Genomic DNA, 25277 nt, shown 5'->3' with positions numbered 1-25277 from the left:
AGGGATCCGTTTTCTAAAACCAAGCAATAAATCTAAAGCTGATTGTTGGATAAATTATGATAAATATCCAATATGTGATTGAATCTAGATTTAAATCCCATTATTTTATTATGGAATTAAAATAATTCATATTTAAAAGATTTTTTGGGGTTTCTATGAGTTTTGAACGGACAACATCACAGATATTATTTGATAATGGTACGCATAAATGCATTAGTTTTACCAGTTTGGTGAAAGGGGAAGGCATTCAAGCAAATCAATTTTTGATTATTGACCATGAGCGAGCTGCGGTTTTAGATCCAGGCGGTGATCTCACATATGTGCCTTTAACCATGGAGCTTAATCGCTACACCAAACTGAAAAATCTTGATTATGTGATGGCTTCTCATCAGGACCCAGACATTATTACCTCGATGCCTCGTTGGTTGGTCTATACCGATGCCAAAGTTGTCGCATCAAAGTTGTGGGCACGTTTTCTACCGCATCTCAATTCAGCATTTATGAGTGATCGTATGAAGGGAAATTGGGAAGAGCGACTGATCGAGCTGTCTGATACGGGACAAGTTATTCCTTTAGGGCAGTCCTCGATTGTCGCAGTACCTGCACATTTCTTACATTCTGTCGGTAATTTCCAGTTTTATGATCCGACAGCAAAAATCTTATTTTCTGGTGATATGGGAGCATCGATAGTAGATGATGCGAGTGTGCCGATTGCAGATTTTGAAGCGCATACTAAGAAAATGAAAGGTTTTCACCAACGCTATATGTGCTCAAATAAAGTGATCCGATTATGGGTTAATATGGTACGTCAGATGGATTTAGAAATGATTGTCCCGCAACACGGCACAGCCTTTGTTGGAAAAGAAATGATTGAGCAATTTCTAGATTGGATTGAAACGCTGGAATGTGGTGTTGACCTGATGAATGAATATGTCTTTAGTATGCCCACAGAAATCGCTTAAACATAGGATAAATATGACGGTCGAATACAAAAAATAGGGTTCATCTCTCTTGTTTTTGTAGATAAGTTTTTTTAGGATTCGCGTTTTAAAGAGTTTTATTTTGATAACGAGAATTTTAACAAAAATGTTGTCTCAAATTATGACCTCTGAAACATGTGTCCATTGTGGCGCATGTTGTGCGCATTACCGTGTATCGTTTTATTGGGCTGAGGCTGAAGTCATGCCAAGTGAGATGATTGAGCCGCTCACAGCTGTTTATTCATGCATGAAAGGAACAAATCAAACTCAGGTTAGATGTATTGCTTTAGAAGGCGTGGTTGGACAGCAGGTGAGTTGTTCAATTTATGCGGTGCGTAGCTCAACCTGCCGAGAAGTACAGGTTGGTGATGGACATTGTCATAAAGCTCGACTTGCACACAATATGATTCCTTTGATTCAAATTGAAGAACAAGATGCTGCAAATAATGAAGATTATGATCAGGTGGGTTGATTAAAAGTCTGTGAAACTGAATTCGAAAAACAGGGAAATGTGATGGTAACGGTTTTTCTGAAATTATTTCATCCTAGAAAATGAAATTCACTGTGAAATTTGTTTATAATAGCTCACGGAATTTACCAGTGAGATTGTTATGCTGACCATCGTTCAAGAAGCGCTAACCTTCGATGATGTCTTATTACTTCCTGCCTACTCAACTGTTCTCCCAAAAGATGTCTCCTTAAAGACACGTTTAACTCGCGGAATTCAACTCAATATCCCTCTCGTTTCGGCTGCAATGGATACAGTGACTGAGTCACGTATGGCGATTGCAATGGCGCAAAATGGTGGTATTGGTATTTTGCATAAAAACATGGATATCGCAGCGCAAGCCGCTGAAGTACGCCGTGTGAAAAAATTTGAAGCTGGAATGGTGAAAGATCCAATCACAGTAACACCAGAAACGACGGTTCGTGAACTGATTGCAATTACACAAGCAAATAATATTAGCGGTGTACCTGTGGTTAAGGACGGCAAAGTTGTCGGTATTGTGACAGGACGTGATACACGTTTTGAAACGAATCTAGAGCAACCTGTTAGTAATATCATGACAGGTCAAGATCGCTTAGTCACTGTACGTGAAGGCGAGTCGAAAGAAAATATCCAAGCATTGCTACAAAAGCATCGTATTGAAAAAGTTTTAGTTGTTGGTGAAAACAACGAACTTAAAGGCTTAATTACGGTGACTGACTTCCGTAAAGCAGAAAGCTACCCGAATAGCTGTAAAGATGAACTCGGTCGTTTACGTGTAGGTGCAGCAGTTGGTACAGGTGCTGAGACACCAAGCCGTGTAGAAGCATTGGTCGATGCAGGTGTAGATGCGATTGTTGTTGATACAGCACATGGTCATTCTGCTGGCGTCATTGAGCGCGTACGTTGGGTAAAAGCGAATTACCCACAAGTTCAAGTGATTGGCGGTAATATCGCAACAGGTGATGCGGCATTGGCATTACTTGATGCGGGTGCAGATGCTGTAAAAGTAGGTATCGGTCCAGGTTCTATTTGTACCACGCGTATTGTTGCTGGTATTGGTATGCCACAAATTTCTGCCATTGATAGTGTTGCAAATGCCTTGAAAGATCAAATTCCTTTGATTGCGGATGGGGGTATTCGTTTCTCTGGTGATATGGCGAAGGCGATTGGCGCAGGTGCAAGCACGATCATGGTAGGTTCACTACTTGCTGGTACTGAAGAAGCACCAGGTGAAGTTGAGTTTTTCCAAGGTCGTTACTATAAAGCCTATCGTGGCATGGGTTCATTGGGTGCAATGGCAGGCGCGACTGGTTCTGCTGACCGCTATTTCCAAGACTCAAAAGCAAGTGCTGAAAAATTAGTACCAGAAGGTATTGAAGGTCGTGTTCCTTATAAAGGTCCAATGGGTAACATCGTACATCAAATGATGGGCGGTTTACGTTCATCTATGGGTTATACGGGTTCAGCTGCGATTGAAGATCTTCGTCAAAATGCGAAATTTGTAAAAATTACTTCAGCAGGTATGTCTGAATCACATGTACATGACGTGACGATTACTAAAGAAGCGCCAAACTACCGTGTTGGTTGATTTTTGGTAATTTTGTCGCTGGAAAAACCGTCAGTTCGCTGACGGTTTTTTTGTTTTAGTGTAAAGTGAAATAGATGATAAATGATGTGGCTTAGCGTCATATTACGATAAGAAAGTGAGTAGAAAATGAGTTATTTTGGTACTGATGGAATTCGAGGCAAATTTGGACAATTGCCGATTACGCCAGAATTTGCTTTAAAATTGGGTTTTGCTGCAGGAAAAGTATTAAAACGTAATAGCCCAAAAAATAAGCCAATTGTGGTCTTGGGGAAAGATACACGTTTATCAGGGTATATTTTAGAAGCTGCATTACAAGCGGGTTTAAATGCGGCTGGCGTGTATGTGCATTTGCTTGGTCCATTACCGACGCCAGCAATTGCACACCTTACTCGTGCTCTGCATGCACACGCGGGCATTGTGATCTCTGCTTCACATAATCCTTATTTTGATAACGGGATTAAGTTCTTCTCAAGTGAAGGTAAGAAACTTCCTGATAATATACAAGATCAAATTAATCAAGAGCTTGAACAAGATTTGCTTATTGATGATACAGCGAACTTAGGTAAAAGTGTTCGTGTAAAAGATGCCAATGGTCGCTATATCGAATTCTGCAAATCAACTTTCCCATATCATTTCAACCTACATAATTTAAAAATTGTCGTGGATTGTGCCAATGGTGCAGCCTACAGTGTTGGACCATCAGTGTTCCGCGAGTTAGGTGCCAAAGTTATTCCACTATTTAATGATCCTGATGGTTTAAATATCAATGAAAACTGTGGCTCTACACATCCAGAGCATTTACAAAAAGCGGTAGTTGAGCATCAAGCAGATCTTGGTATTGCTTTTGATGGTGATGCCGATCGTGTCGTAATGGTGGATAAAAATGGCAATCTCATTGATGGAGACCATATTCTTTATATTCTTGCAACACAAGCCAACCATAAGCCAGAAGGTGTGGTTGGAACAGTGATGAGCAATATGGCACTTGAGCTTGCGTTAGATAAAGCCAATGTTGGATTTGTCCGTGCAAAAGTGGGTGACCGCTATGTATTGCAAGCCCTTGAGGAGCAGAGTTGGAGTATTGGTGGAGAACCATCTGGGCATATTTTAACCTTAGATAAAAGTACCACGGGTGATGCAATTATTGCAGCTCTGCAAGTACTTACAGTCATGGTTGAACAAGGTAAAGCCTTACATGAGTTAGTAGATGGTTTTGAGCTATTTCCGCAAGTATTAGTCAATGTCCGTTTACAACAAATGATTGATCCATATTCAATTCCTTCTTTAGTTGAAGAGTTTGAAAAAGCAGAACAACAGTTGAAAGGTCGTGGACGCTTATTAATTCGTAAATCAGGCACCGAGCCAGTCATTCGTGTAATGGTTGAAGGTGATGACTTACCTGAAGTTGAAGCGTTAGCAAACCGTTTAGCGGATGCTGTGCGTGCGCAAGCTCAAGTTGCTTAAGAGAGAATACCAATGAGTGATGTGATTAAGGATCTGAGTGAATTACGATTAAGTTATGAACAAGGTGAGTTGCATGAAGCACAGATCAGCGATCATCCTCACCTGCAATTCTTGAATTGGTTTAATCATGCTTTGGCGGCACATTTACATGAGCCGTATACGATGTCTTTGGCCACTGCAAATGCACAAGGTCGCCCACATGTACGGACTGTATTATTACGTGGTGCGACAGAAGCAGGCTATGATTTTTATACCAATTATGACAGCCAAAAAGGGATAGACCTTGCTGAAAATCCATTTGCTGAGTTGTTATTTTACTGGCCAAGTTTAGAGCGCCAAGTTCGTATCAGTGGTCAAGTGATCAAGATCTCTGAACATGAATCAACTGAGTATTATTTAAAGCGCCCCCGCGATAGTCAAATCGCCGCGCATATCAGCACCCCACAAAGCGGTAGAATTGCGAGTCGAGAAGAGTTACAGCAGCGTTTTTATGACTTACAGCAGCAAGTGGGTGAACACGGTGAACTCACTAAACCTGATTTTTGGGGCGGTTATCGTTTAATTGCTGACTATTATGAGTTTTGGCAAGGGCGTCCAAATCGTTTACATGACCGCTTGAGTTATGAAAAACAGGATGGGCAATGGGTTATACAACGTTTGATGCCATAAATGACACAGATAAAAATTCAACAAAGACCTTTGCTTACACGCCCTGAACAGTTTCAGGGCGTGCCTTCGTTTATTGCTGAGATATTAGCAAGACGAGGTGTTCAATCAGAGCAAGAACTTGAACTCAAGCTAAAACATTTATTGCCCCCTACTTTAAAAGGGATCGATGCCGCAGTTGAATTGATTGATCAAGCGATTGATCAACAAAAGCAAATAGTGATTATCGGTGACTATGATGCGGATGGGGCAACCAGCACTGCATTAATGGTTTTGGTTCTACAAGAAATGGGGGCAAGAGTAGAGTATTTAGTCCCTGATCGCTTTAAGTATGGTTATGGGCTCACGCCCAAAATTGCGGAATTGGCAAAGCAGAGTTATCAGCCTGATTTGCTGATCACGGTCGATAATGGTATTTCCAGTCATGCAGGGGTGGAAACAGCACAAGCTTTAGGTATGCAGGTGATTATTACCGATCACCATCTCACAACTAAAGCTACACCTGCTGCTGAAGCAGTAGTCAATCCAAATCAACTTGGATGTGATTTCCCAAGTAAAGCTTTGGCTGGGGTAGGTGTTGCTTTTTATGTATTGGCAAAATTAGCCAGTCACCGTGCTCAGTATGGAAAAAGTAGCTGTAAAGTCACTCAATATTTAGACCTCGTGGCATTGGGAACCTATGCTGATGTTGCAACATTGGATTACAACAATCGTATATTGATTGATGCGGGACTGAAACGGATTCAGCAGCATCAATGTCGTGTGGGAATTTTAGCGCTATTAGATATTGCGGGACGTGATGCTGCGAGTTTACGCGCACAAGATTTAGGTTTTGTCCTTGGGCCTCGTATTAATGCCGCAGGGCGTATGGAAAGCATGCGAATCGGCATTGAATGTTTACTTGCAAACGATATGCAAACCGCTTATCCAATCGCACAGCAGCTCAATCAATTAAATCTTGAGCGCCGGCAAGTTGAAACGGAGATGAAGCAACAAGCACTTTCTGCCTTGCAACATATCCAATTAACAGCTGAGCAAATACCGCCAGCATTAGTGATGTTTGATGAACAATGGCATCAAGGGGTGATTGGTATTGTCGCTGGGCGACTTAAAGAACAGTTTTATCGCCCAAGTTTGGTATTTGCACCTGATGAAGATGGGATACACATCAAAGGTTCTGCGCGTTCTATTGATGGCATTCATATCCGAGATATGATTGAATCCGTGGCAGAACAGCGTCCAGATCTACTGAGCCATTTTGGTGGTCATGCAGCAGCAGCAGGTTTAACGCTTAGGAAAGAACATTTTGATGAGTTTAAAAGCGTTTTTACTCAAATGATCGCTGAGATGGATTCTGATTTATTTCAAGCCACCTTATGGACCGATGGAGAGTTAGATGATTCAGCTTTGCATTTAAGCTCTTTGGATTGGATTGAGCAGCTTGGACCTTGGGGACAAAAATTTCCTTTGCCGCAGTTTGAAGGACGATTCCAAGTGGTTGATTATCGTTGGCTTAAAGATCAGCATTTAAAACTGAAATTGGCAGTAGGGTCACACTCAATTGACGCGATTGCTTTTAACGCAATAGATCGTTTCGAATTTAACCCAATGCTAGGGTATGTCGATTTAGTCTATAGTTTAGAGCGCAATGTATTTAATGGAAGTACCAGTCTGCAATTGCAAGTCACTTATTTAAAACAATAAAAAAACCGATCAATATTGAGCGGTTTTTTTATTGTGCGTATGGCGAATTAAAAGCGGAATGTTCCGTTGATGCCATATGAGTTTGCACCATCAATCGTTGTATATCCAACACTTACAGCAACTTGTGGTGTAAAGAATTTTTGTGCACGAATGCTAAAAATACTATCTGATTCATCAGCAGTTGAGTCAGCAATTGAAATACCGACACTCAATGTTGGATCTAAATAAAGATCAGCAGCTAAGCGGTAAGTAGTTTCATCTCCTATATAACTCTGAGCTTCAAAGTTAGTATAGTAACCAGCAATTTCGGAAACATATTTCGCACGAAGGGTCACTGCTTTATCGTCATCTTCACCTGAAACAGTCGCTGCATTTACGTAAGTTGTAATATAACCGTATTTTGCTGCTTGGATCGGATCGAAACTTTTTGACAAATCTGTTAGACCAACTGCGAATAATAGGCCGTTAATTGGTAAAAAACCTGCTTCAATAGAGTAACCATTACCATCATCACTCGCAAATTTATAGGAATATCCTAATGCTTTAAGTGTTGCGTCTATCTCAGTTCTATGGAGACTACCAGCAATATAAAATTGAGTGTTGGGAATAAAGAATTCACCATTGATACCTAAGCTATTAAATTCTTGTTTAAAATCTACATCTGCAAGTAGTGTTCCAATGATGTTTGTAATTGGATATTGACCAGATTCTTTGGCATAAGTGTAGCCTAATCCAATATTGGAAGCTTTATCTAAAAAAGCCGCTTCTGCTAATGGGGCATTGCGAGTTTGGACTGGATTAAAATAATATTTTCCTGCGACAGAAACTGTATTAACTCGATGACTATCCAATTCACTGTCTTTAATGTATGTATATTCATAAGCACCAGTTACTTCTGCTTGATATGCATTTGCATTAAAACCAATGAATGAGGATAAAAGCGCTGTAATTAGACTAAGTTTTTTCATTGATTGATAACCCCTTATTAAAATAAGTCATTTATTAATATTGTGTTGCACGGGGTAGTTTAGTGAAAAAAAACCATACGTCAATTATTAAATGAATGGTCAAATCGATTATATATTTATCGTTTAAAAAAGACATTTATGCTTTTAGGGAAGTTGGATTGTTATTCTGATTTGGTTGAAATTATGTATATAAAAATCGCCCTGAAATATTCCTATTTCAGAGCGATTATGTATTAGACGAAAACGTCTATTTTAGTAATTACATTAGAAGCGATATTTTGCTGCAACACCAAATGTATTGTAGTCATTTTTAGCAACGGTTCTGTCTTTACCGAAACCAATACGTCCTTCTAAACTCATTTGTTGGTTGAAGAATTTACGCGCATTCACACCAAATTCACGTTGTTTAGAGAGATCATTGTCGTAGTAATCAGCACCAACACTGAATGTTTTATCGATGTAGTAATCCGCTGCTAGGTTAAACTCATCTAAGTCACCGAATGCTGCACCAGCTTCTAAGTTGATGTCATTACCGCCGACTTGAGTCACATATTTCGCACGAATAGTTGGATCAACACCATCGTCAAACTTGTTGTCATAGCCTTTCGCGCCCACAGCAACTAAGAAACCTGGTGCTGGTAAATAACCAACTTCAGCACTGTAATAAGTAGTTTTGATATCACGTGCATGATTTAGCTTCAAGATATTACGGCTAACATCACCACTGACATAAAAATCTGAGTTAGGAACAAAGTACTCGACGCCAACACCATAGGTATTGTCATCAGTATCACCTTTGTCTTTCCAAACTGCTTCAGCGCTAACGTTACTTGCACGATCTAAAAATGCTGCTTCAGCAAGTGGCGCGTTACGAGTTTGTACAGGATTGAAATAGTATTTACCATTAATCGCGAAGTCACTGCCTGAACTACCTTTGTCAGGGTCGATATAACCTACAGATGCCCCAACTTCAGCTTGATACGCATGAGCAGTGCCTGTTACTGCAAATACAGATAAAAGTGCTGATGCAATTGCTAATTTTTTCATGGTTATGCCCCTTTGAGATAATGAACCAAATGAAATTTCGATTACATGTTTTGTTACAACTTCCAGTCTAGGCTAAAACGAGTATGCGTCAATCCTTCGTCAGTAATCAGATGGTACAAATGTAAATGTATTGTAAGTTTGTTTATTTAAGATATTGATTTTAATTGTAAAAAATTAATGTTTTGATTTATTAAAACATAGGATGGATTGTGTGTTTAGGTATTCTTCGTGTAATTATTGAACACTATTGTCGCTAAATGTGTCGTTTGAGAGTTATAAAACCGATAAGAAAAAATGTTGATGTTGATCTTGTTTCGCAATTATTGCTCTCACCTGATAGAGGCTGTGTCGGCTATATCAGTTATGTTAAAATATCAAATTGAGTGAAAAATTTTTGTGAGAAAACACACGTGGAAATTAATCCGTATTTAGTTCAATTGAAAGATTTATCTGATCGTAGCCAAACACTACGGGGGTATCTTTGACTACGATCTAAAAGTTGAGCGTTTAGAAGAAGTTTTAAGAGAATTAGAAGACCCTGCGATTTGGAACGATCAAAACCGTGCTCAAGCCATCGCTAAAGAAAAGGGCAGTTTAGAAAATACCATTGGAGTGTTTGATCGTCTTGCTGAACAGCTTGATGATGCAAAAGCAATGCTTGATTTGGCTGTTGAAGCTGATGATGAAAGTCTATTGCTCGATGTACAAGCTGAGTTGGACAGTGCAGAACAAGCTTTAGGTAATCTAGAATTCCGTCGCATGTTTAGCAATCCCATGGATCCGAATCCATGCTTCCTTGAAATTCAGTCAGGTTCTGGCGGAACAGAAGCACAGGATTGGGCGTCTATGCTATTGCGTATGTATTTACGTTGGATCGAACGTCATGGCTTTAAGGCCGAGTTGATGGAAGTTTCAGATGGTGATGTTGCGGGTATTAAATCAGCAACAATTCGTGTCGATGGTGAGTTTGCTTATGGTTGGTTACGTACTGAAAGTGGTGTGCATCGTTTAGTACGTAAATCGCCATTTGACAGTAACAATAACCGCCATACTTCATTTTCTGCGGTATTCATTTCACCTGAGATTGATGACAATATCGAAATTGATATTAATCCTTCTGACGTTCGTACTGATACCTATCGTGCTTCGGGTGCAGGTGGTCAGCATATTAACAAAACCGATTCTGCGGTGCGTTTAACGCATGCTCCGACAGGAATTGTGGTGGCGTGTCAGAACCAGCGTTCGCAGCACGCGAACCGTGACCATGCATGGAAGCAATTACGTGCCAAACTCTATGAGTTAGAGATGAGCAAGCGTAATGAAGCTGCACAAGCATTGGAAGATTCGAAGTCTGATATTGGTTGGGGAAGTCAAATTCGCTCTTATGTCTTGGATGATTCACGAATTAAAGACTTACGGACTGGTGTGGAGAATTCCAACACTAAAGCTGTGCTAGACGGTGACTTAGATAAGTTCATTGAAGCGAGTTTGAAACAAGGTTTATAAGAACCTCTCTCAATCACTTCTTAAAAGAGGGAGACGTCTTCGATGGTTTAATCGAGTGTCCTCTCTTTTGAAGAGATGAACTTTCTCAGTATTCTGAGAGAGCAAAAGGAGGGGTATAAAGAAATTCAGAACGGCAATCTCGTTCAGTACCTTAAGGTTAATCGGAAAAATATGATATTAATATCGAAAAAAATAGATATTAATATTTATAAAATTCGATATACTGATTCTAGGTGCTGAACAAAGCTTTGCCTGTTGAGAAACATGGTGAGTCTATGGATATTGATGTTATAAGCAAGGCCTTAGCCAATCCATTACGTCGACAGATCTTGCAATGGTTAAAAGAGCCTGAGCAATTTTTACCTGTACAAGAATGTGGTGGCAGTTTTGAACGCGGTGTATGTGCAGGACACATCGAACGTTTAGGCAAAGTTGCGCAATCGACGATGTCGAATCACTTGTCTGTATTACAGCAAGCGGGTTTGATTAAAGTTGAAAAATATGGGCAATGGTCATACTTCACACGTAATGAAGCTTTGATTCAGCAATACATCGAACATTTAAAACAAACACTATAGCCGTGAGTCAAGACTTGGTCTTTAAGCTTCGGTTCATAGTGAAGTTGAGGCGATCATGGCAGAATTAAGCTCTACCTTACAAGTAGGTGATTTTACAATTAAAAACCGTTTGGTTTTAGCTCCATTAACCCGTGCACGTAGTGGTGAAGAACGTATTCCAAATGATTTGATGGTGGAATATTACCAACAACGTGCGAATGCGGGTTTAATTATTACTGAAGCAACGGTGATTAGTCCTAAGGCCGTGGGATATGCCAAGACACCAGGTCTATGGTCACAAGAACAAGCTCAAGCTTGGCACAAGATTGTTGATGCCGTACATGCACAAGGTTCAAAAATAGTTGTTCAACTTTGGCATGTGGGCCGTATTTCGCATCCTGACCTATTGGATGGCGATACACCTGTTGCACCAAGTGCAATTCAACCTGCTGGTGAAGTGAGTTTACTTCGTCCAAAACGTCCTTTCGTCACGCCTCGTGCTTTATCACATGAAGAAATTCAAGAAATCGTAGCGGAATATAAACATGCTGCTGAACAAGCCAAAGCAGCAGGTTTTGATGGGGTGGAGCTACATGCAGCCAATGGTTATTTGATCGATCAATTCTTGCAAAGTAAGACCAATACACGTGATGACGAGTATGGCGGTTCTATCGAAAACCGTGCACGTTTGTTATTACAGGTCGTGGACGCCTTTATTGAAGTGTGGGGTGCAGGTCGTGTCGGTGTACATTTAGCACCACGTGCTGATTCGCACGATATGGGGGATGAAAATCCATTGGCAACCTTTGGTTATGTGGTGGAGCAGTTAGAGCAACGTCATGTTGCATTCATTTTCACGCGTGAATATGAAGCAGAAGACAGTTTAATGCCAAAATTGCGTCCTAAATTCAAAGGTACTTGGATTGCCAACGAAAAATTAACACCTGCATCAGCAAAACGCATTTTGGCGACTGGGCAAGCGGATGCTGTGGCATTTGGTTTAGCGTATATTGCCAATCCAGATCTATTCGAGCGTTTACAATATGATTTACCTTTAAATCAGGTAAACTTTCAAACTTTATATGCTGATGGTGCAGAGGGATATACGGATTATCCTGTATTTGAAAAACTAGAAGCATAAGCTTCTATTCGAACACTCATGTCATTAATGGTTGTTAAATCGTCTTAACAGAATCAACAAAAATGGCATGAGTTTTTTATTGAAATTCCGCATAATAAGCACATATTAAATCGTGAAATATGGTCTAGGATGGCGCAGCAAAACGCAGTACAGCAAACACCATTTTGGTATAATTTTTTATTGACCTGTCTCAAACCCTTATATCGTTGGAAAATAAAACAACGTGCAGAAAGTGATGCGCTGTATCAGCAAGAATGTGTGGAGCGGTTTGGTCCCTTCCAGCCACCAAAAAATTTAGCGACCATTTGGTTTCATGTGGTTTCTGTCGGTGAAACCAATGCTGCACAGCCTTTGATTGAGCATTATTTAAAATTAGGTCATCCAGTACTGGTCACCAATACCACCAAGACAGGTCAAGCTCGAGCAAAATCACTTTTTTTAAAAGCGCCTTATCTTGATTTATTTCAGGCGGTTTACTTACCCGTTGATCAAAAGTCATTACTCAAACAGTTTTTTGAGTTATATCAACCAAAATTCTTGGCTTTGGTTGAAACTGAAATTTGGCCGAACTTAATTGCTGAAGCAAGACAACAACAAATTCCCTGTATTTTGCTCAATGCACGCCTTTCGGAAAAATCAGCCAAAGGCTATGGAAAAGTGAGTCGTTTAACTCGACCGATGTTACAACAGCTGACTTGGCTGTTGGCACAAGATAAAGCTACCCAACAACGCTATATTGAGTTAGGTCTGGATCGAACAAAAAGTCAGGTCGTAGGAAATATAAAATTTGATATTACTGCTCCCCAGCAGTTTGTCGAGCAAGCAGAACAATTAAAACAAGACTGGAATTTACTTGGGCGGCAAATTATCACTTTAGCCAGTACGCATGCCCCTGAGGAAGAAAATTTACTTAAACAATTACAGCAATATTTAAATTCAAATCCTCATCTACTTTGTATCGTTGTTCCTCGTCATCCAGAGCGTTTCGAGGAAGTGTATAAGGCTTGCCAAAGTTTAAATTTAAATACGCAACGTCGTAGTCTTAAGCAAATGATTCAAGCAGATACGCAAGTTTTTTTGGCTGATAGTATGGGCGAAATGTGGTTGTGGTATGCCTTGAGTCAAGCCTGTTTTGTAGGTGGATCATTGAATGAACCAGGTGGTGGGCATAACATTCTAGAGCCGATGGTTTTAGATGTCCCAACGGTGATTGGTCCCCGTTATTTTAATTTCCAAACGATCGTGGATGAGTTTGTTGCAGAGCGGGCGATTTTGATTGGCGAGAATGCTGAGCAGGTTACGGCACAACTTCTCAATTGTTTGAATGATTCAACGCAACGTCAGCAGTTAATCGAACAGGCTCAAGTGGTGTTACAGCGTAATCAAGGTTCGTTGCAAAAGCATATTCAATTACTTGATCATTATTTGAAGCAAACTGATTTGTCATGAATATGGTTTTATTGGAGCCACATCTAACGGCTAGTGCTGATCAATGGTTAATCGACAACCCACGTCAATTAAAACATTTACAACAACATCTGCAATTAAGTGTTGGCGACACATTGAAAATAGGTGTTCGCAATGAGCAGCGTTATTTAACAGAAGTGTTGTATGTTTCAGAACAAAGAATCATTGTTAAACCGATTCGAGTTGAGGCAATTCCTGAAAAATTACCAGTCCATCTGATTTTGGCTTTACCTCGTCCTAAAGTGTTGCGCCGTATGGTGATGGATGCTGTGACTTTGGGGGTGGAACGGATCAGTTTAATCCATAGTTATCGAGTCGATAAAAGCTATTGGCAAACGCCGTTTTTGCAACAATTGGATGATTATGTAACGCTTGGCTTAGAACAAGCCGGCGATCCGATTGCTCCTGAGATTCAATTGTATAAGCGGTTCAAGCCTTTTGTTGAAGATATCTTGCCTTGCTTTATCACGACTGAGGCCGCTGCATATGTCGCACATCCTTATGCTGAAGCGGTTATGCCTCATGCGATTCAACATCGATGTAGTGTGATCGTTGGACCTGAGGGAGGATTCATTCCATATGAGATTGAATTGATGCAAAAAAATGGTTGCCAAGCAGTATGCTTAGGCAACCGAATCTTACGCACAGAAACAGCAGTAGCACATATCTTAGGACGGCTGTTTATCTGAAGGCTGCATCACTGTTGGCAATTGTGCGGCTTGATTTGCCTGAACTTTGAGTTCTTGGATTGGGTATGGAATATTAATATCTTGAGCATTAAATGCTTGTTTTACTTGAGCTTGGATTGAGCTTGTCGATGATAAAATATCGGTTTCTGTGGTATCAATCCACCAACGAACAGTTAAGTTAACTGAGAAGTCTGCCAGTGCTGTTACATTGACTGAAAATTTTGGTTGGCTTAACACATTACGGTCATTGTTTAAAATGTCCAAGACAATTTGTTTCGCTTTCTGTTCATCATCATCATAACCAATGCCAACGACAAACTCACAGCGGCGTTGTTGATAAGCCGTATTTACCGTTACGGCACTGGTATAAACCGTCGCATTTGGAATCACAATTCGACGACCATCGTAAGAGCGTAAGAAGGTGGCGCGAATTTGAATATCCTCTACAGTACCTTCCATGCCATTGACGATGATGGCATCCCCTATGCGAAATGGTTCACCCAATAAGATGAGTACGCCAGAAAGTAAGTTCTGAAAAATATCCTTAAAAGCAAAACCAATCGCGACTGAGCCGATCCCTAAAGCTCCAATGAGCTGGCTCGGTGTAAACCCAGGAATCGCGATCACCAAAGCAATCAAGAAGCCAAAAAATAGAATGAAAGTGCTACCGACACGATGTAATACCAGAACCAAGTTTTGTCGTGCATAAGAACGATTACTGAGTGTTTTATTCACAAAAACTTTGAATAGTTTTGTGAGTAGCCAAAAAATCACAAAAACAATAATCGCAAGACCGATATAGGGGATACGATCCCAAAACGCATAGATCATTTTATCGATAGCACTGTATGCATCTTGATATTTTTCCGTATGCGCTAGGACTGTTTCGGTTGTTTTGCTGCCAGCTTGTTGGATCAATGTGCCTGTATCTTTGGCGACACTTGTTAAGGTGATTTGTTCGTTTGCCAAGGTAAGATCTCTATTTCACGGTGAGGGAGGAATCAGGTGCGCCATCATAATCAATTTATATTGGGCACGCATGAGAAATTGGTTTGTCATGATATGGTTTTATTTTATACCGAATCGGGCATGATCGTTTATGATGATTGTTGGAAGATTTGTTGTCAAAAATAAACATTTTTATCGGTTTATTTTTATACTTTGGTCTGTAGATTACTGGTCAATGATCAAAACAATGATCTTTTTTGAAAATAAAAAACATCGACAAGCGGTTAATATTTAAATTATTTTGAGGGACTTTATACATTTAGGTGATTGGATCTGTAGCGAATCCCTACGACCAAAGCCGCATTGTTTACCCTTATAGATGATCGCCATACTGCAAATGAGCACAGACATACCAAAGAAATAGATGAGTACATCTAAGGTATGAGATAAAAGACCAAGGAAGTAAGTTATGAAAGAAATCTACCCAGTGCCTGAAAAATTTAAAGAAACGGCAAGGATCTCGGAAGCAGACTATTTCAATCGTTATCAATACTCTATTGAGCAGCCTGATGCTTTTTGGGAAGAAGAAGCACAAAATATTGATTGGATTAAACCTTTTACTCAAGTCAAAAATACAAATTTTGACCCCGCGAATTTTAAAATCGAATGGTTTGCCGATGGTGAACTAAACGTATCAGCAAATTGCTTAGACCGTCATTTAAAAGATAATGCATTAAAGCCAGCGATCATTTGGGAAGGTGACCATCCTTCACGTCACAAGATCATCTCGTTTGCTGAGTTGCATGATGAGGTTTGTCGTTTTGCAAATGTATTAAAGAAACAGGGTATTAGCAAAGGCGACCGCGTTGTTTTATATATGCCAATGGTCCCTGAAGCAGCAATTGCGATGTTGGCTTGTGCCCGCATTGGTGCTGTGCATTGCGTCGTTTTTGGCGGATTTTCACCTGATTCACTGGCAAGCCGTATTGAAGACAGTCAAGCAAAATTAGTCATTACTGCGGATGCTGGCATGCGTGGTGGTAAGTTAATTCCATTGAAAGAAAATGTGGATGCCGCTTTAGAAATTCAGGGTACGGAAAGTGTAGAACATGTGATTGTGGTTCACCGTACAGGCAACCCGATCCAATTCAATGAAGCACGTGATTTATGGTATCACCTCGAAATCATGGAAGTTGACGAGCATTGTCCACCTGAACCAATGAAGGCAGAGGATCCGTTATTTATTCTCTATACATCAGGTTCAACAGGTAAGCCGAAGGGTGTGTTACATACAACGGGTGGTTATCTGGTCTATGTCAACACCACATTTAGAGAGGTTTTTGATCTCAAAGAAGATGATGTGTATTGGTGTACAGCAGATGTTGGCTGGATTACAGGACACAGCTATTTATTGTATGGTCCACTTTGTAATGCAACCACCACGGTCATGTTTGAGGGGATTCCTCAATACCCAACATGGGCGCGTATTGGTCATGTGATTGATAAGCATAATGTCACGATTTTATATACAGCACCAACTGCCATCCGTGCCATGATGCGTGAGGGCGATGCTTATGTTCGTGAGAGTGATCGTAGTAGCTTACGTTTACTCGGTTCAGTCGGCGAGCCAATTAATCCTGAAGCATGGAACTGGTATCACGAAGTGGTTGGTGAAGGACGCTGCCCGATTGTCGATACATGGTGGCAGACGGAAACAGGTGGTATTTTGATTTCACCGTTACCGGGTGCAACCGCTTTAAAACCGGGTTCGGCAACACGTCCAATGTTTGGTGTACAACCTGCATTGGTTGATGGGGAAGGTAACCCACTTGAAGGTGCGAATGAAGGGAACCTAGTGATCAAGGATTCTTGGCCGGGTCAAATGCGCACGATTTGGGGTGATCCGCAGCGCTTTATTGAAGCCTATTTTTCAACTTTCAAGAACTGTTATTTCACTGGCGATGGTGCACGTCGTGATGAAGACGGATACTATTGGATCACAGGTCGTGTTGATGATGTACTTAATGTTTCCGGACATCGTCTAGGGACTGCTGAAATTGAAAGTGCATTGGTTGCCCATGAAGCGGTTGCAGAAGCTGCTGTTGTTGGTATGCCACATGACATTAAGGGGCAGGGAATTTGTACCTTTGTAACCTTACAAGCAGATGTGTCAGAGTCTGAAGAGTTGCGTAAGGAGTTGGTCAATTGGGTACGTAAAGTTCTTGGGCCAGTGGCAACGCCAGATGCCTTGCATTGGGCACCTGCTTTACCAAAAACACGCTCAGGTAAAATCATGCGCCGTATCTTGAGAAAGATTGCAGCAAATGAACTGGATAGCTTAGGTGATACTTCAACGCTTGCTGAGCCAGCCGTGGTAGATGCGTTAATCGCAACGGTTTACCCAGAAGTGAGTAGTGCAGAAGGTTGAACTTAAAAAGCCCCCAAGCCGAGTCTTGGGGGTAATTTTGCGCCTTTATCTTTATTTTTCTTCTTATTCAAAAATGAAGGAAACTCAAGCTGATTTTGCAGTAACATGAGACAATCGTTGTTGTTCTAATTGCCGTACCAGCGGTAATACTTTTTCACCAAAATATTCCACCTCCTCAATAAAATGTAGAAAACCTGACAGGATCAGATCTACACCGACCTGTTTTAAAGCTACAATTCGTTCAGCAATTTGCTGTGGTGTACCAATCAAATTGGTTTTAAAGCCATCATTGTATTGCACAAGATCATCAAAGCTTGATTTAGCCCAATTTCCTTCTTGTTCTGGCGCTGCGGCCCCTGCCTCACGTGTTGCATCACCAAAGGCATTGACTGCCTCTACATTTGCCTTAGCGATGATTTCATTTAGCACAGCATGGGCTTCTTGCTCTGTATCTCGGGCGATAATAAAAGCATTCACTCCGATTTTCACTTGGCGATTTTCGAGTTTTGCTTTGGCACGTACATCATCGATTTGCTTTTTGATCTCTGCGACGCTATTGCCATTGGTGAAATACCAATCTGAGACACGAGCTGCCATATCACGAGCTGCGCGGGAGCTGCCGCCTTGAAAGACCTCAATATAAGGTTTTTGCAAAGGTTTTGGTTTTAGCGTGTAGTTTTGAAACTGGTAGTATTTACCTTCAAAGCTATAATTGTCTGTAGTCCAAATACCTTTGAGTGTCCGAATAAACTCTTCAGAGCGAACATAACGTTGATCATGCTCAGGCCAAGGCTCACCGATTGCATCAAACTCTCCACGAAACCAACCACTCACAACATTGATTGCGATGCGACCTTGGGTTAAATAGTCAATGGTCGCGAGTTGCTTCGCTGCAAGTGCAGGTTTCCATGGACCCGGCAGAATTGCTGCGATGACTTTGAGTTTCTCTGTTTTTGCCAACAAAGCATGACTAAAGCTCACCGATTCATGTTGATTTTCTGCACCATAGCCCGCGGTAAAACGGATTTGGGTGAGCGCGTATTCAAACCCATTTTTTTCTGCGGTTTGTGCTAAACGGATATTGTAGTCATAGCTCCAATCAGTGCGTTGTTCGATGTTACTAACCACAAGTCCGCCACTGACATTGGGAACCCAATACGCAAATTTAATTGCAGATGAAGAAATAGTCATTTTTTTACCCTCTAAATAGTCTTCTAAGCGACGTGGGTTAAATTTTTTGTAGGTTTGGGGTGTAAGCGAGATTCAGCGGCATCGAGGTCTGGAACAGCCGCTGATGGTAAAACCTCTGCTTGTTCAATTTGCTTGTTGATCCCCAAGTTCTGATTGGCCTGCTCAGTTTTGGCTTTGATGACTGCTGCGCGTTGTCCCTTGGCAGGCGCCCATTCCAGAATAGGTAAGGCGCGGGCAACAGCTAAGGTGATGCGATCAGACAATTGCTCACTATTGACCGTGTACGCTGGTGTGAAATCACGATCTGTCGCGTATACACCGATTGGTAAGGTTTGCGCTTGGAAAAAGCTAAACAAAGGACGTAGTTGATGCTCGAGTACCAAAGCATGGCGGTCGCTACCACCCGAAGCAGCCAATAGTACAGGAACATCAACTAAGGCAGTTTGTTCAACGAAATCAAAAAAGTGTTTAAATAGCCCTGTAAACGAAGCACGATAAACAGGTGTTCCAACAATTAATGCATCTGCAGCCTCTACCGCAGCCAAATCATCTTGTACACGTTGTGGTAATTGGTTGCGATAGATTGCACCACCTAATAAAGGTCCGATTTCACTGAGTTTTACAAAATGGACTTTGATCTGCGTTGCTTCTGCAAGCTCATCAAGAATTGCTTGAACGAGACTTTCTGTTTTTGATGGACTATTCAGGCCACCTGAAACGGCAACGATGTTGAGCGGAGTAGAAACAGTATTACGATTGGACATAGACATTGCCTAAATAAAAGTTCATTACGAATGGCTTTTATTTATCTACGTCTGATGTCGTGCTGTAAAATAAGGAAATGCTGCAAGCTTATCTGATTTAAAGATATATCGCATAAGCATACAAAATCGTAAATTTACGATGATTTAATTTTATGTTTCTATTCAAAATTTTTAAGATCGAACCATCATCGTGATGATTTATACAAATATATGATTTATTTTACTGGAAAAAGAAAGAAAAAATGTCAGAGTGCTTGACCAATGGTTTATTTAAAAATAGGCTTAGATAGGTTAATTTTAATAAACACCGTACAGTGACGTACTAAAACAGCAGATTGCTTATAGCGCTTATGAATATTTTAATTGTAGATGATCACCCTCTCTTTAGACACGCTTTAATTCAAGCGGTGCGTTACAGTTTGCCACAAGCGCAGATTCAAGAAACGGCTGATGTAGATGAGTTTTATAAGCGTTTAGAGCATGGTGCTGAACCTGATTTAGTTTTGCTTGATTTAAACCTGCCTGGTGCATCGGGTTTTTCTGCTCTGGTTTATGTGCGAGCGCAATATCCTGCGATTCCAATTATTGTGGTCTCAGCACATGAAGAGGTTTCGATTATTCAACGTGCCATTGCACATGGGGCAATGGGATATATCCCAAAATCATCTCATCCAAGTCATATTGGTGAAGCTATCAAGCATGTTTTAGAAGGCGAAATCTGGCTCCCTCCAAATTTACCGACGCATTCGAGCTTTGATCCAAGAGCAGCAGATGAAACCGCTTTGGCAGAACGCTTGCAGTCCTTAACACCGCAGCAATTTCGCGTACTTATGATGGTTGCTGAAGGCTTGTTAAATAAACAAATTGCTTATGAGCTTGATGTCTCTGAGGCAACAATTAAAGCACATGTGACGGCGATTTTCCGTAAATTGGGCGTGCAGAATCGTACCCAAGCTGTTTTAGCAATCAGTGCGTTAAATATTGATGAGAAGAAAATTTCCTGATTTTATTTTTCAGTTATTATCAATTTACTCTGCAAATCGTTGCATAAAAAAACCAGTTCAAAAGAACTGGTTTTTTTATTATGAATCATATGTTCTATAGAAAGAACCAAAATCCAAAATTAGAAACGGAACTTCGCGTTTAAGCCGATAGTTTGCGTATCTAAGTTTACAGTTTCAGCATCTTCATCTAGGAAGCTTTTCGCATTTGCATTTACGTAGCTTGCACCAACAGCAATCGCTGGAGTGATGAAGTAATTTACATTTGCACCCCAAGCTGATTTGATTGGAGAGAATTTGTCATTTGCTTGGTTAGAGCTTGCACTTACTTCTGCATAAGAAGCACCAACGCTTAACTTAGGTGTTACATAGAAGTCAGTTTTTAATTCATAAGCGGTTGTATCGCCATAAACAAGACCTGCTTCGAAACCTACAGCCATGTTTGTACCGTCGATGTTACCAACGTATTTAGTACGTGCAGTGATTGCGTCTTGGTCTTCACCAATAACTAATGGTTGAGCAAATGATTTAGCAATACCACTAGAAAGTACGCTGTTAGCATCTAAAGCAAATTGGTCAGCAATGTTAGTATAACCAACAGCAACTAAGAAGTTAGGTGTAAGCATAGTACCTACTTCTAATGCGAAGCGGTCACCATTGTCTCGCTCATCATCACTTTTAGATTTAGTGTGGCTATAAGATGCGCTTGTATATACTGGTAGGTAAGGTGTTGGAATATAAGCTTCACCTTTAGCACCATAAGATTGGGTTTTAGATGTTACAACTTCATCGCCGCTTAATTTTGCAAAGCTATATGCTGCAGAAACATTAGAAGCTTGGTTTAAGAACGCAGCTTCAGCTAAAGGACCTTTAGAAGCGTCTACATCTTTGAAGTAATAAGTTGCTTGGCCAGCACCAGTAAAGTCTTTGTCATTTGCATCAGTTGCGTTGATGAATTCAGATTGACCTTGAACTTCTACTTGGTAAGCGTTGGCACCGGTCATGGCTAATAATAAAGCAGTGGCTAAACCGAGTTTTTTCATAATAATTTCCAGCTTTAACAGTGATTGAGTTAAGTTGGAGTCATTGTATTGTAACAAAGTATGTTGTCAATGTCATAAATCGAATTACTCGACCAAGGGTAAAATCAGTACAATAGGTTGATTAAAAATCAAACAAAAGCATCATTTCTTGTCAACCTGAAAGAAAATATATAACTAACAGTTAGATATGATCATTTTGTTATAAAAATAAATGCTTTATGCATGTAGGGAATGAAAGGATATTGATTGGTTAATTCGATTGTTATAATCGGTTTTTACGTTTATTTGCTGTGGTGATTTGTCATAAAATTGCCATGAAAAATGTGTTTCTAATGCGTTTATTTCACAAATATGCAATCAAATTAGCAAAAAAATAGCAGTAATCTTGTTGATAAAATCAGCCAAATTGGTTGTGGACAAGCTTAAATAATCATCAGTATTTAATAAACCGATTAAAAAACAGAAAATAATTTATTTAATTTACTTTACTTTTTGAGGCATAGTTCACATAATACGAATCAAGAGATATGTAATTTGCATTTTACGATCTCCTAACATTTTCCTTGTGTATTTTTTAAGTTTTCTAGCTCGGCTTTCCCCAAGGTCGAGCTTTTTTTTATTTACTTATAGTAGAAGATCTAGATCAATAAATATCACAAAGTAATTTGTATAAAAAGGTCTATAGTGACAACTAAACTCAGATAATTTTAAATACAGAAAATGAAGCTATCAAAATTATACACCCTCACTGTGCTCATAGGATTTGGATTAAGCGGTGTCGCCTGCCAGCATATCCATACTCCAGTCTTGTTCAATCAAATTGAAAACGATCAAACAAAGCAGATCGCTTCCTTGTTTGAGAATGTTCAAACAACAGGTGTTCTAATTACCTTTGATGGACAGGCGTATAAAGCATACGGTAATGATCTGAATCGTGCCAAAACTGCGTATATCCCAGCATCTACTTTCAAAATATTAAATGCTTTGATTGGTATTGAACATGATAAAACTTCACCAAATGAAGTATTTAAGTGGGATGGTCAGAAACGTGCTTTTGAAAGTTGGGAAAAAGATCTGACTTTAGCTGAAGCCATGCAAGCTTCTGCTGTACCTGTTTATCAAGCGCTTGCCCAGAGAATCGGATTGGATTTGATGGCAAAGGAAGTCAAAAGAGTCGGCTTCGGTAATACACGCATCGGAACACAAGTTGATAACTTCTGGCTCATTGGACCTTTAAAGATCACGCCAATCGAAGAAGCTCAATTTGCTTACAGGCTTGCGAAACAGGAGTTACCATTTACCCCAAAAACACAACAGCAAGTGATTGATATGCTGCTGGTGGATGAAATACGGGGAACTAAAGTTTACGCCAAAAGTGGTTGGGGAATGGATATTACTCCGCAAGTAGGATGGTGGACTGGATGGATTGAAGATCCGAACGGAAAAGTGATCGCTTTTTCTCTCAATATGGAAATGAATCAACCTGCGCATGCAGCTGCACGTAAAGAAATTGTTTATCAGGCACTTACGCAATTGAAATTATTGTAATGCGTAATTCACTGATTTTAAGCAAAAAAAAGCCCAATCTCTTAGCATGAGTTGGGCTGAGAAATAGGATGTTTACATTTGGGGGGAGAAAACATCCTAGAGGGTAACGAGTGAGTAGTAAGTCATATATTCATTGATCAAAGTATGTGGCTTGATGGCTGATTTGTAAAATTGATAATTTTCATTTTTACAATCTGTTTCGGCAATGAAGTGGGTGGGCGTATATGATGTTGGTCGTATAAAGGTTTTGTGATTGTTAGAACATCGCTAAAATGTTTATTTGGTTATGAATTAACCAAAATAATGGGTGAGAAAAGCAAGGTATGTTCATGGGACGTGATTTAAAAAACTCAAAACTACGTTCTGAGCAGATCAGCCTCCGTTTGTTTTCATGTATGGCTGTGATCATTTTATCGATCTTATATATTTCTATTCCGCTGATTATCCGGAGTTGTCAAGAATATACCGAAACCAAACAAGTGCTGACAGATACGACCAGTTTACGAGCACTGGTTAAGACTGTGAATAAAATCTCTAGGGAACGTGCGCCGGCAAATAAGGTAATGTCCAGCACACCCGATGAGCTGGCTGCAAACCAAGCAGAGTTACACGCTTTTAGAGATATTGTAGATGCTGAAATTGATCAAACAGTCACAATCTTGGAGCAAGGTGGCTTTCCATCGATAGCTCAATCTTTGCAGACTGATTTAAAAGCAGAATTGGCGCAAGCGCGAATTACAGTGGATGCTTATGCACTTATTCCACCTCATCAACGAACATCTTTGCAGTTCGATCAAGCGATTTTGTCGATGTTTACTGCATGGGATAAAGCACGTGAACTTTTAAATAAATGGATGATTTTATCAGAGAGCAAAGATAGTAAAATTTCAAATTACTTTACTTCTATTCTGATCTTAACGGATATGCGTGATCAGGCGGGACGTGTTGCTTCTAATATTATGGCTCCCGTTACGTTTGATGAAAAAATCTCAGATGAAAATCTTGCTCGATCTTTGCAAACACAACATCAAACACGCTATTTATGGGCGTTGGTGGACACCATTCATTTAGAACAATCCAAAACACCTGAATATAGTCGGTTGCATCAACGAGTCAAAACTGAGTTTTTGGATCAAGGACTTCCGATCGTAACTCGATTATTATTACAGAGTAAAAATAATGAAGATTATTTTATTTCTGGGACGGAGCTAACAGAGCAAATCGTAGACAAGTTTACAACGGTGATTGATCTGCAAAACTATATTTTGGATTACAGCATTGAATTTGCGACTACCCAAAATCAGAATGCTCGACAACAGTTTCTTTTTACCCTTGGTATTTCTAGTCTCTCTTTGATGATTGCGCTTTTTACGATGATTTATGCTAAGCAAAAAGTGTTTAGTCCATTGATTAAGGCCCGAAATATGATTCTTGGATTGTCTGATGTCAGCGATGAGCCTGTGAATCCACGCAAATCTCAAAACGAGTTCTATTCTTTATTTGAAGCGATAGACAAACTCAAAATCATGTTAGGTCAACGGGATACGATGGAGTTGCAATTAAAGCAGATTGCCAACTCGGATCCGATGACAGGGGTATCCAATCGCCTTGCACTAGATGAGTATCTTGATCTACTTCAATCTAAACCTGAGCTTCTTGGGCATTTGGGTGTGATCGTGATTGATATTGATAATTTTAAATTTGTGAATGATCAATATGGGCATATTGTCGGTGATCAGGTGATTATAATGATCGCGGAACAGTTAAAGCACAATGTGCGTGCCTCAGATTTAATCGTCCGTTATGGTGGTGATGAATTTTTGGTAGTGATTGAAAATATTCAGTTAGATGCCGCAAAACAAATTGCGGAAAGTATCCGTTTGGAAATTTCTAAGCAGGCTATTGAGATTTCTCGTTCGGGAGAACAACTCTTTGTCTCGGTCAGTATTGGCGTTGCAACAGGGGCTGAAAGTTGGTTGGAATTGTTAGAGAAAGCCGATCAGTCTTTATTAAAAGCGAAGGTAAAAGGGAAGAATATTGTTGAGACTTGATTCGTTCAATTATTTAATTATTATAGAATTTTATAA

Annotated in this window: 21 protein-coding genes; 15 read left to right on the top strand and 6 right to left on the bottom strand. The window is 40.1% G+C overall.

The annotated features are described in order from the left end of the window. The first annotated feature begins 155 nt into the window (after positions 1-155). From F927_RS15915 to recJ, 6 genes are all read left to right on the top strand, one after another. Positions 156-962 carry an oxygen-binding di-iron domain-containing protein gene (locus F927_RS15915; RefSeq protein WP_004641535.1) on the top strand — a complete coding sequence of 269 codons (807 nt, stop codon included), beginning with the start codon at positions 156-158 and terminating at the stop codon, positions 960-962. Between the two features lie 124 nt (positions 963-1086). After that, positions 1087-1452 (top strand): YkgJ family cysteine cluster protein, encoded by a 366-nt coding sequence (locus F927_RS15910; protein ID WP_017394460.1) that lies wholly within the window; start codon positions 1087-1089, stop codon positions 1450-1452. Positions 1453-1591: 139 nt separating this feature from the next. Next, complete coding sequence (gene guaB / locus F927_RS15905; RefSeq protein WP_004641532.1) at positions 1592-3058, top strand: IMP dehydrogenase; 1467 nt, start codon at positions 1592-1594, stop codon at positions 3056-3058. Between the two features lie 126 nt (positions 3059-3184). Then, positions 3185-4522 (top strand): phosphoglucosamine mutase, encoded by a 1338-nt coding sequence (gene glmM / locus F927_RS15900; protein ID WP_005087175.1) that lies wholly within the window; start codon positions 3185-3187, stop codon positions 4520-4522. 12 nt (positions 4523-4534) lie between these two features. Further along, positions 4535-5191 carry a pyridoxamine 5'-phosphate oxidase gene (gene pdxH, locus F927_RS15895; RefSeq protein WP_004641528.1) on the top strand — a complete coding sequence of 219 codons (657 nt, stop codon included), beginning with the start codon at positions 4535-4537 and terminating at the stop codon, positions 5189-5191. After that, positions 5192-6892 (top strand): single-stranded-DNA-specific exonuclease RecJ, encoded by a 1701-nt coding sequence (recJ, locus tag F927_RS15890; protein ID WP_005087173.1) that lies wholly within the window; start codon positions 5192-5194, stop codon positions 6890-6892. Positions 6893-6939: 47 nt separating this feature from the next. On the opposite strand, the gene F927_RS15885 is transcribed toward recJ, so the two are convergent. Together F927_RS15885 and F927_RS15880 are read right to left on the bottom strand one after the other, a co-directional pair. Continuing rightward, positions 6940-7860 (bottom strand): putative porin, encoded by a 921-nt coding sequence (locus F927_RS15885; protein WP_005087169.1) that lies wholly within the window; start codon positions 7858-7860, stop codon positions 6940-6942. A 264-nt stretch (positions 7861-8124) separates the two neighbouring features. Then, the gene (locus F927_RS15880) at positions 8125-8907 is read right to left on the bottom strand and encodes a putative porin (RefSeq protein ID WP_004641522.1); all 783 of its coding nucleotides are present in this window, start codon (positions 8905-8907) and stop codon (positions 8125-8127) included. Between the two features lie 410 nt (positions 8908-9317). Between F927_RS15880 and prfB the strand changes: the two genes are divergently transcribed. The 5 genes from prfB to F927_RS15855 all read left to right on the top strand — a co-directional run bounded on the left by prfB (position 9318) and on the right by F927_RS15855 (position 14267). Further along, a protein-coding gene (gene prfB, locus F927_RS15875) for a peptide chain release factor 2 (protein WP_100222739.1) occupies positions 9318-10413 on the top strand; the annotation gives its coding sequence in 2 pieces (ribosomal slippage) (positions 9318-9389 and positions 9391-10413; 1095 coding nt in all). A 275-nt stretch (positions 10414-10688) separates the two neighbouring features. Continuing rightward, positions 10689-10991: an ArsR/SmtB family transcription factor gene (locus tag F927_RS15870; protein WP_005403396.1), complete on the top strand. Its 303-nt coding sequence runs from the start codon at positions 10689-10691 to the stop codon at positions 10989-10991. A 55-nt stretch (positions 10992-11046) separates the two neighbouring features. Then, entirely contained in the window at positions 11047-12111 is a 1065-nt protein-coding gene (locus tag F927_RS15865; RefSeq protein ID WP_005087167.1) for an alkene reductase, read from the top strand. 129 nt (positions 12112-12240) lie between these two features. Beyond that, a complete protein-coding gene (locus F927_RS15860; protein WP_005087165.1) occupies positions 12241-13560 on the top strand; it encodes a 3-deoxy-D-manno-octulosonic acid transferase in 1320 nt (439 codons plus the stop codon). Continuing rightward, the gene (locus F927_RS15855; protein WP_004641510.1) at positions 13557-14267 is read left to right on the top strand and encodes a 16S rRNA (uracil(1498)-N(3))-methyltransferase; all 711 of its coding nucleotides are present in this window, start codon (positions 13557-13559) and stop codon (positions 14265-14267) included. The genes F927_RS15860 and F927_RS15855 overlap by 4 nt, the downstream gene beginning before the upstream one ends. Here F927_RS15855 and F927_RS15850 read toward each other — a convergent pair. Beyond that, complete coding sequence (locus F927_RS15850) at positions 14247-15236, bottom strand: mechanosensitive ion channel family protein (protein WP_004641509.1); 990 nt, start codon at positions 15234-15236, stop codon at positions 14247-14249. The two genes, F927_RS15855 and F927_RS15850, sit on opposite strands and share 21 nt — an antisense overlap. A gap of 448 nt (positions 15237-15684) precedes the next feature. Between F927_RS15850 and acs the strand changes: the two genes are divergently transcribed. Further along, positions 15685-17643, top strand: coding sequence for an acetate--CoA ligase (gene acs, locus F927_RS15845; protein ID WP_005087161.1), 1959 nt, complete (start codon positions 15685-15687; stop codon positions 17641-17643). 84 nt (positions 17644-17727) lie between these two features. Here the strand turns inward: acs and sfnG are convergent, their stop codons facing one another. Both sfnG and msuE read right to left on the bottom strand, forming a co-directional pair. Beyond that, the gene (sfnG, locus tag F927_RS15840) at positions 17728-18834 is read right to left on the bottom strand and encodes a dimethylsulfone monooxygenase SfnG (protein ID WP_005087160.1); all 1107 of its coding nucleotides are present in this window, start codon (positions 18832-18834) and stop codon (positions 17728-17730) included. A gap of 23 nt (positions 18835-18857) precedes the next feature. After that, positions 18858-19598 carry an FMN reductase gene (msuE, locus tag F927_RS15835; RefSeq protein ID WP_004641499.1) on the bottom strand — a complete coding sequence of 247 codons (741 nt, stop codon included), beginning with the start codon at positions 19596-19598 and terminating at the stop codon, positions 18858-18860. A gap of 350 nt (positions 19599-19948) precedes the next feature. Here msuE and F927_RS15830 point away from each other — a divergent pair, with 350 nt between their 5' ends. Further along, positions 19949-20602 carry a response regulator gene (locus F927_RS15830; protein ID WP_005087158.1) on the top strand — a complete coding sequence of 218 codons (654 nt, stop codon included), beginning with the start codon at positions 19949-19951 and terminating at the stop codon, positions 20600-20602. Between the two features lie 119 nt (positions 20603-20721). On the opposite strand, the gene omp33-36 is transcribed toward F927_RS15830, so the two are convergent. Further along, positions 20722-21645 (bottom strand): porin Omp33-36, encoded by a 924-nt coding sequence (omp33-36, locus tag F927_RS15825; RefSeq protein ID WP_257787227.1) that lies wholly within the window; start codon positions 21643-21645, stop codon positions 20722-20724. A gap of 717 nt (positions 21646-22362) precedes the next feature. On the opposite strand from omp33-36, the gene F927_RS15820 reads away from it, so the two are divergent. Both F927_RS15820 and F927_RS15815 read left to right on the top strand, forming a co-directional pair. After that, complete coding sequence (locus tag F927_RS15820) at positions 22363-23190, top strand: OXA-214 family carbapenem-hydrolyzing class D beta-lactamase OXA-264 (RefSeq protein WP_005087154.1); 828 nt, start codon at positions 22363-22365, stop codon at positions 23188-23190. A 329-nt stretch (positions 23191-23519) separates the two neighbouring features. Next, positions 23520-25241, top strand: coding sequence for a GGDEF domain-containing protein (locus F927_RS15815; RefSeq protein WP_005087152.1), 1722 nt, complete (start codon positions 23520-23522; stop codon positions 25239-25241). The last annotated feature ends 36 nt before the right edge of the window (positions 25242-25277 follow it).

Source organism: Acinetobacter haemolyticus CIP 64.3 = MTCC 9819 (assembly GCF_000369065.1).
GTDB classification, from domain to species: Bacteria; Pseudomonadota; Gammaproteobacteria; order Pseudomonadales; family Moraxellaceae; genus Acinetobacter; species Acinetobacter haemolyticus.
This window is presented reverse-complemented; position numbering and strand designations above follow the sequence as displayed.